This window comes from Oleisolibacter albus, assembly GCF_003336875.1.
GTDB classification, from domain to species: Bacteria; Pseudomonadota; Alphaproteobacteria; order Azospirillales; family Azospirillaceae; genus Niveispirillum; species Niveispirillum album.
In genome coordinates, this window is record NZ_QGNJ01000011.1 from 54,127 (window position 1) to 67,124 (window position 12,998).

Below are 12,998 nucleotides of genomic sequence, written 5' to 3' on the forward strand. Positions count from 1 at the left end.
GGCCCGGTCAGGCCTTGTAATCCTCCGCTGTGCGCGGGCGGGGGCGGTCCGGGCCGGCATAGGGATCGATGCTGCTGCTGGCCTGGGCGACGACGCGGCAGTCCGCGCACATGCGCACGCGGTCGATGGGATTGTCGCCCAGCCCGGCGCTGGCGCCGGCATACATCCAGTGCTTGCCCTGGAGCTTGGACACGATCTTCTCCACCGTGGCCCTGGTGCCGAAGGGCTTGCCGCAGCTGATGCAGTGGTACGGCTCCTCCTCCTTCACCGGCACGGCGCTGCGGGCGGTCCCGGTGAAATCCAGCTGCGGGCGCAGGCTGATGACCTTCTCCGGGCAGGTGGCCTTGCACAGGCCGCACTGCACGCAGGCATCCTGGGTGAAGGCCAGCTGCGGGCGCTCGGGATTGTCGGACAGGGCGCCGGTGGGGCAGACCTGGACACAGGCCAGGCACAGGGTGCAGCCATCGACGTTGATGTCCAGCGTGCCGAAGGGGGCGCCCGGCGGCAGCGGCAGCACCTCCACCGGGGCAGGCGCCGCGGCGTGCAGCTGGCGCAGGCTGAGCTTCATCAGGGCGCGCTTGTCGCCCATAGGCAGGAAGGGACGGGCGCTGCCGCCCGCCCGTGCCGGCAGGGCCGCCAGCAGGCCGGCCAGCGCGTCGGGATCGTCGGCCTCCAGCATGCCGCAGCGGCCGGAGCCGTAGCCCAGCCCGCTGGCCACCGTCTCCGCCAGGCCCAGGACTTTGGCCGTGGCCAGCATGTCGTCGCGCGGGCGGGTGGAGGCCAGCAGCCGCACCTCGGCGGCGCCATAGGCCAGGGCGGCGGCGAAGAACTCGATGCCCAGCTGGGTCAGCGCGTTGACGGCGACGGGGATGACCCGGGCCGGCAGCCCGTCGCCCCAGCGCGACAGCAGGTCGATCAGCGGCGCGCCATGCTCGGCCTCATGCACCAGCAGCACGGCATCGCGGCCGCCGGCGGTGTGGTAGGTCTCCAGCAGGGTGCGCAGCCGCTCCAGCAGCGTGTCGGCCGGCGGCAGCGCGTAGCTGGCGGCGCCGGTGGGGCAGACGGCATGGCAGCTGCCGCAGCCGGCGCAGATGAACGGGTCCAGCGCCACATGGTCGCCGTCGGGGGTGATGGCACCGGTGGGGCAGACCTCCAGGCAGCGGGTGCAGCCCGTGCGCCGGTTGCGGCCATGGGCGCAGAGGTCGGCGCGGTAATCCACATATTTCGGCTTGTCGAACTGGCCGACCAGATCGGCGGCCCTGGCCAGCAGGGCCTGCACCGCGCCGGGGCTGCCGGGGTCGGCGCGCAGATAGCCGTCACGCTTGTGCGCGGCGGAGAACAGCGGCGTGCCGCCGGTCAGGTCGATGATGAGGTCGCAGCGGCTGCTGGCCCCGTCGCGGGACGGGCCGAAGGCCAGCGCCCGGCGGGAGGAGGGGGCGGGCAGGGCATAATCGTCGACGATGATCTCAAAGGCGCCGAGATGGCCCTTGGCGATGCGGATATGGCCCTTCAGCACGGGAAAGTCGGTGCTGGCGGGCGGCAGCACTGCGCCCGGCCGGTCCAGCAGCACGGTGACATCCAGCCGGTCGGCCAGCTGGCGCGCGGCCTCGATCGCCGTCTCGTCGCGGCCATAGACCAGGGCCACGCCCTCCGACGTCAGGCCGACCAGGGGCGTCTCCGGCCGGGTCAGCGTCGCCTCCGCCAGCAAAGCGGCGATCTTCGGCGTGGCCGCCGCGGCCTCGGCCGACCAGCCGGCGCGCTCGCGGATATTGACCAGGGTCAGCGCGTCCGGGTCGCCGCCGACCTCCTCCACCGTCTCCTCGAACACGGCGCGTTCCTGGGTGCAGGCGATCAGCAGCGGGCCGGCGGTCCCCGCCGCCCGGGCCAGCCGGTCCCGCTCGCCGCGGCAGAGCTGGTGGGAAAGGGTGGGGGCGGCCTGTCCGCAGGCCTTGCCCAGGGCGGCGGCATCCAGGGGCATGGTGCCTTCACAGGAGCACAGCAGCACCGTGCGGCCGTTCAACTTCATGATGGGCGCGTCCCTTTGCTTCCACGTCGGTGCAGAGGCCCGGCGCCGGTCCGGCCAGGTCCCTTGTCTTGTTCACCTAGAGAACAGATATTGCGCCGGCCGACAATTGGGAGGATGGCATAAATGAATAGACTGCCCGCCGCATCGCCGGTGGTCAGCCTTCCGCCGCCGTTCCAGCCGGTGTGCTGCGGCCCGTCGGATGCGCTGCTGCGGGCCGTGGCCGAAGCTGAGGCCGAAGCCGGGGCCGCCACCCTGGTCTACGGCACCCGCCCCGACCGGTTCGACGTGGCTGTGGTGTTCGAGCCGGAGCTGCCGCTGGCCCGCGCCCGCGGCATCGGGCCGGTGATGATGCTGGCCATGGCCGATGCGCTGAGCACGCTGGGACCGCCGCAGAAGGACCCGCAATTCGACTGGCCCGACCGCATCCTGGTGGACGGGGCGCTGGTGGGCGGCGTGGCCGTGACCGCCGCCGCCCTGAGCACGGAGGCGGCGGTGCCGGACTGGCTGGTGGCCGGGGTGCAGCTGCGCCTGTCCTTTCCGGCCGACCTGACCGATCCCGGCCGCACGCCGGAGCGCACGGCCCTGTATGAGGAGGGATTCGGCGCGGTGGAGCCGCTGCCGCTGCTGGAATCCTTCAGCCGCCACCTGCTGCTGCATGTCAGCCGCTTCCTGGAGGAGGGGTTCGAGCCGCTGGCGCAGGACTGGCTGACGCGGCTGACGCCGGCCCGGACCCGGGGGTCCGTGCGCCACGGGCTGGACCCGCTCACGGGCGATCTGCTGCTGCTGGAGCCGGGATCGGCCAGGCCCCGGCGGGAGAGCCTGGCGGCGGCCCAGGCCCGCCCGAGCTGGACGCTCTGAGATGGAGGCGGCGCGCACGCTGCCCCGCACGCTGCGGCTGGACGCCTCCGACCGCTTCGTGTTCGACATGGCGGCCGAGCCGGGGGAATGGGCCGTGTCCGGCGCCTTCGCCTTCCTGGGCGGGGACCCGGCGGCGCTGACGGGCAAGCGGCGGCAGGCCTTCAGCAACGGCTTCCTGGGCCTGGACAGTCTGGGCTGGTCCACCATGGTCACCGTCGCCACGGCCACGGCGGACGAGGCGGCGGCGGCGGTGCGGGCGCTGGCCCGCCGGCTGGTCGAGGATTTCGGCTGCCCGACCGCGGAGATGGCCCGGGCGGCGGCGGCGGAGGAGGTGGCGTTCGCCGCCGAGCTGTGCCGGGAGCATCCGCCGGGCACGCTGCTGGCCGTGTCGCGGCGCGTGGAGGCGGACGGGCAGATCCGCGAGGCCTTCCGGGTGGTGCCGCCGCCCGGCGAGCGGGATCATGCCCGCATCTGGACGATTGTTCCGGATACGGAACAGAATGCCGCCGGCAAAGGCGGCAAGGAGGATGGGGCGTGAGCCGCGATTTCTGGATCAGTTCCGGCCATCATCTGCTGGACAGGGCCGACAATGGCGGGCTGGTGGCCACGCCGGATTTCCTGCGCGCCTTCCTGGCGCGGCCGGAGATGGCCCCGGTGCCGGAGTCCGGCCCGCGGGAACGGGCGCTGCATCAGGCGCTGCTGGCCGACCCGACCCTGCGCGTGGACGAGGCCACGCTGGCCGCCATCGAGGATGCGGACGGGCGGGAGAATTACGCGGTCTGGCTGGGTTTCCGCGACCGGCTGCTGGCCCAGCCGACGCTGGAGGCCGCCTATCTGGGGCTGATGCGCGGCGGGGTCGGCCGGGTGCCGGCCCTGTTCCTGGACCAGCTGGTGCATCTGATCCTGCGCAACATGCTGGACGGCTGCGCCGATCCGCTGCTGCTGCGCGCGGCGGAATGCCTGTTCCGGGCCCAGCGCGTGTCGATCCAGGAGGGGGGCATCCTGCTGGCCGACGAGGAGGTGGTGGAGCAGCGGGCCACCACCGGCGGCTTCGGCACTCTGGCCCAGTTGCTGGCCCAGGCCGGCACGGCGCCGCGCAGCGTCGATCTGGATGTGCTGCACGCCGAGAGCGCCGACCAGTACTGGGAGCGGTCCGACCGCTTCGACATGGTGCTGGACGTGGCCTTCACCCGGCCCGGCCTGGACGCGCTGGCGCGGGTGCTGGAACGCTGGGTCGCCCATTTCACCGGCGTCCGCGTCTCCATCCAGCCGGTGCAGACCATCCGCGACGCGCGCTGGGTCTGGCATGTGGGGCTGGACGGGGAGGCCAGCCGCAGCCTCAATGCCATGTGGCGGGGGGAAGACGTGCCCCAGGCCGATCTGGCGCGGGTGCTGTCGCTGTTCCGGCTGGACTTCGCCGATCCCGGCGACATGCTGGAGCGGGTGGCCGGGCGGCCGGTCTATCTGGCCATGGCCATGACCGGGGCCAGGACCCTGCGGCTGAAGCCGCAGAACCTGCTGTTGAACCTGCCGTTCCGCGAGGGCGGCGCCAATTGAGACCGGCGGCGGACCGCCGGAGGGAGAAGGCCGATGGGCATGGTCGTGGAGCGCATGCCGGTGGGGGTGGTGGTGGAGCGGCGGCCCGCCGCCAGCCGCTGGGCCGACTGGGTCTGGCGCATCGCCGGCGTGCTGCCCGGATCGCCGCAGACGCCGCCCTGGACCGTGCTGTCCGAGGTGGACGGCGTGACCACCTTCTATGCCGGCACCGCCGACATCACGCTGTATTCGGCCGAGACGGAAACCTATGAGCCGGCGGTGCAGAGCCAGGCCCCGGCCGTCTATGTGGTGCTGCGCCGGGGCGAGACGCCGTCGGGGTGGGCGCTGCTGCTGGCCACGGTCGATGCCGGCGAGGCCCATGCCCATGCCGACAGCGGCGACGATCTGATGGAGGCCGTGCCGATGCCGGCGCTGGTGCGCGACTGGGTGGCCGCCTTCTTCGCCACGCACCATGTGGAGCGGCCGCGGTTCAAGCGCAAGCGCGACAAGGCCGACCCGGAAGCGTTGGCCATGGGACGGCGCCGCGGTCCCGGCGGCGACCTGTAACGCCCGGAGCCGGCGATGAGCGACGATGAGAGCAGCTTCCTGTCCCGCTGGTCGCGGCTGAAGCGCGACGCGCGGGCGCCCCGGCCGGCGGCACCGCCGGCACCGCCGGTGGCGGGAGTGGGGCCGGTGGCGGGCGAGGGGACGCCGGTCCAGGGCCGGGCGGCCCGGGGAACACCGGATGGGGGCGCGGCGGACGCGGCGGCGGCCGGGGCCGTGCCGGCGGCCGGTGCAGCGGCCGAGGAGAGCGTCGATCTGGACAGTCTGCCCCCCATCGACAGCCTGGGGGCCGACAGCGACTTCACCCAGTTCCTGCGCAAGGGCGTGCCGACGGCGCTGAAGAACGCCGCTCTGCGCAAGCTGTGGGCCGCCGACCCCGCCATCGCCAATTACAGGACCTTCGCCGAGTATGACTGGGACTTCAACGCGCCCGGCTATGGCCAGCTGCTGCCCACCGACGATGTGAAGAAGGCGGTGGACGCCCTGTTCAAGACCATGGACGGGATGACGGGCGAGCGGCCCGGGGCCGAATCCGGGCCGGAGACGGCAGCCGCCGCCGGGGGGGACGATGAGCCGGCGCGCCCGTCCGCGGGACCGGCGGAGGAGACCGGGCCGGGAGAGCCGGACCTGTCCCGCCCGCAACCGCTGCCGGCGTCCGCTCCGCCCGCATCCGCTCCGGCTGTGCTGCCGCCCCTGCCGCAGTCGGTGCCGCCTGTGCCGCCGGTTCCAGCGGCCGCCCCCGTCCCGGTCGAGGCCGCTCCGCCCGGGACCCCGCCGCGCCGCCGCCGCCATGGTGGGGCTGTGCCGCGGTGATGCCGCCGGCAGCGTGTCCGCGACCGGCCGTTGACGTAGTTGCCGTTCCGTCGGAGTCCGGCCCGTTGCATCCCGTCATTGGTGGAAACCAAAGAAAGACTTTGCAGAAACATGCAAATTTTACTGCGAGCCATTATTAACTTGGTGCGCGGCCGCGCGGTATTTTGCTGAACGAAGCATTAACCTCGAAAGCCCCTTGCCTTGACGTTTTTTGTCGCACTAACATCTTCATGATACGGGCCTGATGCCTGTCTGTTGGGCAGAACCGCTTTCGCAGACCGGGAAGCCCGTGCTGATGTCCATTTCTGGCGATGATCGAGGGAGGCAAGGGGACGTGTCGGACGCGCCGGACAATCGTGCCGCGTTTGCGCGCACCGCATCGGCCGCGGCACCGGCTGCGGCACCGGCTGCTGCACCGGCGGCGCCATCGGCTGCGGCTGCCCGGCCCGTTCTTGACGAGGCCGACCTGCTGCGCGCCCGGCTCTGGTCGCTGCTGGGCGGCCTGCTGGCGGCGGCGCCCGATGCCGATCTGCTGCGCCGCCTGTCCGCCCTGTCAGGCGATGCCTCTCCTTTGGGCATGGCGCTGAGCGAGCTGGCCCGGCGGGCCGCCACCGCCACGCCCCATGCCGCCGAGCGTGAATACCATCGGCTGTTCATCGGGGTGGCGCGCGGGGAGCTTGTCCCCTATGCCTCCTTCTATCTGACCGGCTTCCTCAACGAGAAGCCGCTGGCCCGGCTGCGCGCCGACATGGCGCGCCTGGGCATCGGCCGCGCGGAGGGATCGTCCGACCCCGAGGACCACATGGCCAGTCTGGCCGAGATGATGGCCGGGCTGATCGCCGGGGAGTTCGCGGCCGGTCTGCCGCAGCAGCGCCAGTTCTTCGACCGCCACATCGCCCCCTGGGCCGGCCGCTTCTTCGCCGATCTGGAACGGGCCGAGGGCGCCGCGCTCTATGCCCCGGTGGGGGCCATCGGGCGGCTGTTCATGGAGATCGAGGCGCAAGCCTTCGTCCTGGCGGCCTGAGAGGGCGGCCAGGACGTATTCGTGTGTCAGGGCCGGCAAGGATCCGGGGTTCGGACCCGGCCGGCGCCCGCCGTTCAAAGGCCGGAACGGCCGCGGCGGGTTTTCAGGGAGAGGGTAGGACGATGTCGGTCAAGAACGGTCAGGCGGACGACACGGCCGGAGGTTCCGGGCTGGAGCGCCGCGACTTCCTGCGGGCGCTGGGCAGCACGGCCGCCGGGGCCGCCGTGGCCGCGCCGCTGCTGGCGGCCGGCCCGGCCCAGGCCAAGGAAACCGGGGCGGAGCGCACGAAGGCCCGCTATCGGGAAACCGAGCACGTCAAAGCCTATTACCGGACCAACCGGTACTGAGATCGGGGAGGCACGACCCATGCTGATCAAGCGCAGCGCCGCGCCGCGGCCGTCCGCGTCCCGCAGCCGTATCGCCGATGCCTTCGCCAGCGTCGCTGGCGCCCCGGTGGACCGCCGCAGCTTCCTGCGCCGGTCCGGTCTGGCGGCGGGCGGACTGGCCGCCGTCGGCACCCTGTCCCTGACCACGGTGCGCAAGGCCGAGGCCGGCCCGACCATTCCCGGCGTCCCCACCGAGATCAGGAAGAACGTCTGCACCCACTGTTCCGTGGGCTGCACCGTCACCGCCGAGGTGCAGAACGGCGTGTGGACGGGGCAGGAGCCCAGCTTCACCAGCCCGATCAATATCGGCACCCATTGCGCCAAGGGCGCCTCGGTGCGCGAGCTGGTGCATGGCGACCGCCGCCTGAAATATCCGATGAAGCTGGAAGGCGGCGAGTGGAAGCGCATCGGCTGGGACCAGGCCATCGACGAGATCGGCAGCAAGCTCACCGCCATCCGCGACGCCTCCGGCCCGGACAGCGTGTTCCTGCTGGGCTCCGCCAAGTTCACCAACGAGGCGGCCTATCTGTTCCGCAAGTTCGCGGCCTTCTGGGGCACCAATACGGTCGACCACCAGGCCCGCATCTGCCACAGCACCACCGTCGCCGGCGTGGCGAACACGTGGGGCTACGGCGCCATGACCAACAGCTACAACGATATCAACAATTCCAAAGCCATCATGATCATGGGCGGCAACCCCGCCGAGGCGCACCCGGTGTCGCTGCAGCATGTGCTGCGCGGCAAGGAGGTGAACCGCGCCCAGATGATCGTGGTGGACCCGCGCTTCACCCGCACGGCGGCGCACGCCACCGAATATGTGCGGCTGCGCCCCGGCTCCGACATTCCCCTGATCTGGGGCATGCTCTGGCACATCTTCGAGAATGGCTGGGAAGACAAGGAATATATCCGCCAGCGCGTTTACGGCATGGACGAGATCCGCAAGGAAGTCGGCAAATGGGCGCCGGCCGAGGTGGAGCGGGTCACGGGCGTGCCGGGTGAGCAGGTCCGGCGCATCGCCGAGATCATGGCCAAGAACAAGCCCAGCACCCTGATCTGGTGCATGGGCATCACCCAGCACACCGTGGGCACGGCCAATGTCCGCGCCCTGTCGATCCTGCAGCTGGCGCTGGGCAATATCGGCGTGGCCGGCGGCGGCGCCAACATCTTCCGCGGCCACACCAACGTGCAGGGCGCCACCGACCTGGGCCTGGATGTCACCACGCTGCCCGCCTATTACGGGCTGGCGGAAGGGGCCTGGAAGCACTTCGCCCGCGCCTGGGAGGTTGATTACGAGTATCTGCTGAACCGCTTCGGCAAGGCGGACATGCCGCGCGATGCCAAGAAGAAGCTGATGGAGGCCAAGGGCATCCCGACGACCCGCTGGTTCGACGGCGTGCTGAACGAGGCCAAGGACGTGGACCAGCCGGACCTGATCCGCGGCATGGTCGTCTTCGGCCATGGCGGCAACACCGTCACCCGCATGCCCGAGGTCAAGACCGGCATCGAGAAGCTGGAGCTGCTGGTCGTGGCCGACCCGCACCCCACCACCTTCGCCGCCCTGTCCGACCGCAGGGACGGCACCTATCTGCTGCCGATCTGCACCAATTTCGAGACGGCCGGGTCCCGCACCGCCTCCAACCGCTCGCTGCAATGGGGCGAGCAGGTGGTGAAGCCGATCTTCGAGTCCAAGGACGATTACGAGGTCCTGTACCTGCTGTCGCGCAGGCTGGGCTTCGCCGACCAGATGTTCAAGAACATCAAGGTCGACGGCGTGCATCCCGAGCCCGAGGACATCCTGCGGGAGATCAACCGCTCCTGCTGGTCGATCGGCTATACCGGCCAGTCGCCGGAACGCCTGAAGCTGCACATGAAGCATCAGGCCGATTTCGACAAGATAACCCTGCTGGGCCGCGAGGGTTCCCCGGTGGCCGGGGACTATTACGGCCTGCCCTGGCCGTGCTGGGGCACGCCGGAGCTGAAGCACCCCGGGACCCATGTGCTCTATGACACCTCCAAGCATGTCATGAAGGGCGGCGGCGCCTTCCGCGCCCGCTTCGGCGTGGAGCGCAACGGCGAGAGCCTGCTGGCCGACGGCAGCTATTCCGCCGGCTCCGAGATCGAGGACGGCTATCCCGAATTCACCTACGGCATGCTGAAGAAGCTGGGTTGGGACAGCGACCTGACGGCCGAGGAGCTGGCCGTGATCCAGCGCGTCGGCGGCGCCAGCCCCGATGGCGTGTCCTGGACCACCGACCTGTCCGGCGGCATCCAGCGCGTGGCGCTGCTGCATGGCTGCTCGCCCATGGGCAACGCCAAGGCCCGCGCCGTGGCCTGGAACCTGCCCGACCCGATCCCGGTCCACCGCGAGCCGATCTACACCAGCCGCCCGGATCTGGTGGCCCAGTATCCGACCCGCGACGACAGCCGCGATTTCCGCGTGCTGAACATCGGCCGCACCGTGCAGACCAAGGCGGTGGAGCAGAAGCTGGCGGACAAGTTCCCCATCCTGCTGACCTCCGGCCGTCTGGTCGAATATGAGGGCGGCGGCGAGGAGACCCGGTCCAACAAGTGGCTGGCCGAGCTGCAGCAGGACATGTTCGTCGAGGTCAATGTGGACGATGCCCGGCGCCTGGGCGTCCGCGACGGCGGCATGGTCTGGGTCTATGGGCCGGAGAACGGCGCCAAGGCCCGGATGAAGGCCCTTGTCACCGCGCGCGTGGGCAAGGGCGTGGCCTTCATGCCCTTCCACTTCGCCGGCTTCTGGCAGGGGGCCGACCAGCGCGGCAACTACCCCAAGGGCACCGATCCGATCGTGCTGGGTGAGAGCGTGAACACGCTGACCACCTATGGCTACGATCCCGCCACCTTCATGCAGGAAACCAAGGTCACGCTGTGCCGCATCGAGGCGGCGTAAGCGGAGGGACGAACAATGGCACGGATGAAATTCCTCTGCGACTCCGAGCGCTGCATCGAGTGCAACGCCTGCGTCACCGCCTGCAAGAACGAGCATGAGGTGCCGTGGGGCATCAACCGCCGGCGCGTCGTCACCATCAATGACGGCACGCCCGGCGAGCGCTCCATCTCCATGGCCTGCATGCACTGCACGGACGCGCCCTGCGCCGCCGTCTGCCCGGTGGATTGCTTCTACACCACGGCCGACGGGGTGGTGCTGCACAGCAAGGATCTGTGCATCGGCTGCGGCTACTGCTTCTATGCCTGCCCGTTCGGGGCGCCGCAGTATCCGCAGCTCGGCAATTTCGGCAGCCGCGGCAAGATGGACAAATGCACCTTCTGCTCCGGCGGGCCGGAGGACGATGTCACCCCGGCGGAGTATGAGAAGTACGGTGCCAACCGCCTGGCCGAGGGCAAGCTGCCGCTCTGCGCCGAGATGTGCTCCACCAAGGCCCTGCTGGCCGGCGACGGCGACATCATCGCCTCCATCTACAAGGAGCGCGTGGTGACCCGCGGCTATGGCACCGGCGCCTGGGGCTGGTCCGTGGCCTACAAGGATGCAAGCGCGGCCTGAGGCAGCGCCGCCCCTTTCCCCCCGGGGACAGGGGCGGGATGGAGGATACCCATGATCACCAAGCTCACCCGCCTCACGGTTACCCGCCTGGCCGCCGGACTTCTGGCCTTGCCGCTGCTGGCGTCAGCACCAGCCCTGGCCCAGACCGGGACGGCGGCAACCGCGGCGGCAGCCGCCGCGCCGTCCGCCGCACCCGTGCTGGGGCAGACCCCCACCGGCCAGCAGCCGCAGAGCATCTCCGAACAGGAGGTGCAGCTGTTCCAGCAGCTGAAGGGCGACGTGGCCGGCCGCGTCAGCATCCCCGACAAGAAGGCCGCCCTGCTGATCCAGCCGGAAGGCAAGGCATGGCGCGACTTCCGCCGTGAGGACATGCCGGTTATCGGCGGCGTCATCATCCTGGGCATGCTGGTCGTGCTGATGGGCTTTTTCGCCATCCGCGGCCGCATCCGCATGGAGCAGGGGCAGGCCGGGGAGACCATCAGCCGCTTCAACGGTTTCGAGCGCTTCGCCCACTGGCTGAGCGCCAGCTGCTTCATCATCCTGGGCCTGTCCGGCCTGAACATCGCCTTCGGCCGCACGCTGCTGCTGCCGCTGGTGGGGCCGGAGACCTTCACCGCCCTGTCCGCGGCCGGCAAGTTCGCGCACAATTACCTGTCCTTCCCCTTCACCCTGGGCGTCATCCTGATGTTCGTCCTGTGGGTCAAGGACAATATTCCCGACAGGGGGGATATCGACTGGCTGAAGCAGGGCGGCGGTCTGGTCGGCAAGGGCCATCCCCATGCCCACCGCTTCAATGCCGGCCAGAAGGGCATCTTCTGGAGCGTGGTGCTGGGCGGGGCGCTGCTGTCCGTCACCGGCTATACGCTGATGTTCCCCTTCTGGTTCACCGGCATGGACGGGATGCATCTGGTCCAGATCGTCCACGCCGTGGTGGCGGTCGGGCTGATCGCCATCGTGCTGGCCCACATCTATATCGGCTCCGTCGGCATGGAGGGGGCGTTCGCCGCCATGGGGTCGGGCGAGGTCGATCTCAACTGGGCCCGCGCCCACCATGATCTGTGGGTGCAGGACATGCTGGGGCCGCGCAACGATCCGCCGAAGCCGCATCCCGTGGCCGCCGAATAGGCCGCAGCCAGCGGTGGGGTCCGCCAGACGGGCGCCGGGGGAGACCCCGGCGCCCGTTTCGCTGGGGGGGGGCGGATGATCGGGTGCCGCAATCGGGTATTTACGGACCTCCGAAAAAAAAGTGCATCGTCGGCCGGTCTTCACCTCAGGGTCGTGATCATGCTCCGGCGTCCATTGGTGCTTCTGCTTCTGCTGGTCGGTTGTCTGTTTCATCCGGTGCAAGCCGCGGAGGTGCAGCTGTCGACGCCCACGGGTGCGCTGTTCGGGACGCTGCTGACCACGCCGGGTGATGGTCCCATGGATGTGGTCATCCTGCATGCGGGGTCCGGTCCGACCGACCGGGATGGCAACAATCCCAAGATGCGCAACGACAGTCTGAAGCTGCTGGCCGAGGGGCTGGCCCAGGCGGGCTGGGGCAGCCTGCGCATGGACAAGCGGGCCATTGCCGCCTCGGCGGCCGCCGGCGCGGTGGAGCAGGACCTGCGCTTCGATACCTATGTCGACGATCTGGTGGCCTGGACCGGGTGGCTGCGGCAGCAGCCGCGTGTCCGCCGCATCGTGCTGCTGGGGCACAGCGAAGGCGCCCTGATCGCCACGGCCGCCGCTGGCAGGGTGCCGCTCGCCGGTCTGGTTCTGCTGAACGGGGCCGGGCATAAGGCGGGCGATGTGATCCGCGCGCAGTTGGCCGCCGCGCCGATGCCCCCGGACCTGCGGGCGCAGGCGGACAGCATCCTGACCAGCCTGGAACAGGGGAAGACGGTGGCCGAGGTGCCGCCGCCGCTGGCCATGCTCTACCGGCCCAGCGTGCAGCCCTATATGATCAGCTGGTTGCGCCATGATCCGGCCGCCCTGCTGGCGGATCTGCGCCTGCCGGTGCTGATCGTCGGCGGCAGCACCGACCTGCTGGTGGGGGCTGCGGACTTCCGCGCCCTGGCCGCCGCCCGTCCCGATGCCACGGCGGTGATGCTGGACGGCATGAACCATGTGCTGAAGACGGCACCCGCCGACCGCGCCGCCAACATCGCCGCCTATGGTGATCCGTCGCGGCCCCTGCATCCCGGCCTGATGCCGGTCCTCACCGGCTTCCTGGAAAAACTGCCGCCTGTTTGAGCGCCCGCATGGTGCGGGCGGGGACTTCCG

The 12,998-nt window shown here is 70.5% G+C and carries 12 protein-coding genes; 11 read left to right on the forward strand and 1 reads right to left on the reverse strand.

Translation table 11 applies throughout. The features are described from left to right. Positions 1-7: 7 nt before the first annotated feature. Positions 8-2,026 (reverse strand): 4Fe-4S dicluster domain-containing protein, encoded by a 2,019-nt coding sequence (locus tag DK368_RS15130; protein ID WP_205028252.1) that lies wholly within the window; start codon positions 2,024-2,026, stop codon positions 8-10. A gap of 123 nt (positions 2,027-2,149) precedes the next feature. Here DK368_RS15130 and DK368_RS15135 point away from each other — a divergent pair, with 123 nt between their 5' ends. From DK368_RS15135 to DK368_RS15185, 11 genes are all read left to right on the forward strand, one after another. After that, on the forward strand, positions 2,150-2,884 hold the full coding sequence (locus DK368_RS15135) for a biotin/lipoate--protein ligase family protein (protein WP_114394811.1): 735 nt from the start codon (positions 2,150-2,152) through the stop codon (positions 2,882-2,884). 1 nt (position 2,885) lies between these two features. Next, positions 2,886-3,422, forward strand: a complete 537-nt coding sequence (locus DK368_RS15140) for a DUF6505 family protein (protein ID WP_114394812.1) — start codon at positions 2,886-2,888, stop codon at positions 3,420-3,422. After that, positions 3,419-4,441, forward strand: a complete 1,023-nt coding sequence (locus tag DK368_RS15145) for a DUF6352 family protein (RefSeq protein WP_114394813.1) — start codon at positions 3,419-3,421, stop codon at positions 4,439-4,441. Before DK368_RS15140 ends, DK368_RS15145 begins: the two co-directional genes overlap by 4 nt. 33 nt (positions 4,442-4,474) lie before the next feature. Beyond that, positions 4,475-4,987, forward strand: a complete 513-nt coding sequence (locus DK368_RS15150) for a DUF3305 domain-containing protein (protein ID WP_114394814.1) — start codon at positions 4,475-4,477, stop codon at positions 4,985-4,987. 15 nt (positions 4,988-5,002) lie between these two features. Continuing rightward, positions 5,003-5,797: a DUF3306 domain-containing protein gene (locus DK368_RS15155; RefSeq protein WP_114394815.1), complete on the forward strand. Its 795-nt coding sequence runs from the start codon at positions 5,003-5,005 to the stop codon at positions 5,795-5,797. Positions 5,798-6,131: 334 nt separating this feature from the next. Next, a complete protein-coding gene (locus DK368_RS15160; protein ID WP_114394816.1) occupies positions 6,132-6,821 on the forward strand; it encodes a TorD/DmsD family molecular chaperone in 690 nt (229 codons plus the stop codon). A gap of 122 nt (positions 6,822-6,943) precedes the next feature. Next, the gene (locus DK368_RS15165; protein WP_114394817.1) at positions 6,944-7,168 is read left to right on the forward strand and encodes a twin-arginine translocation signal domain-containing protein; all 225 of its coding nucleotides are present in this window, start codon (positions 6,944-6,946) and stop codon (positions 7,166-7,168) included. 19 nt (positions 7,169-7,187) lie between these two features. Continuing rightward, positions 7,188-10,121: a formate dehydrogenase subunit alpha gene (locus DK368_RS15170; protein WP_114394818.1), complete on the forward strand. Its 2,934-nt coding sequence runs from the start codon at positions 7,188-7,190 to the stop codon at positions 10,119-10,121. A gap of 15 nt (positions 10,122-10,136) precedes the next feature. Next, the gene (fdh3B, locus tag DK368_RS15175; protein ID WP_114394819.1) at positions 10,137-10,733 is read left to right on the forward strand and encodes a formate dehydrogenase FDH3 subunit beta; all 597 of its coding nucleotides are present in this window, start codon (positions 10,137-10,139) and stop codon (positions 10,731-10,733) included. Between the two features lie 51 nt (positions 10,734-10,784). Beyond that, positions 10,785-11,858, forward strand: a complete 1,074-nt coding sequence (locus DK368_RS15180) for a formate dehydrogenase subunit gamma (protein ID WP_114394820.1) — start codon at positions 10,785-10,787, stop codon at positions 11,856-11,858. A 159-nt stretch (positions 11,859-12,017) separates the two neighbouring features. After that, positions 12,018-12,968, forward strand: a complete 951-nt coding sequence (locus DK368_RS15185; RefSeq protein WP_114394821.1) for an alpha/beta hydrolase — start codon at positions 12,018-12,020, stop codon at positions 12,966-12,968. Positions 12,969-12,998 lie beyond the last annotated feature (30 nt).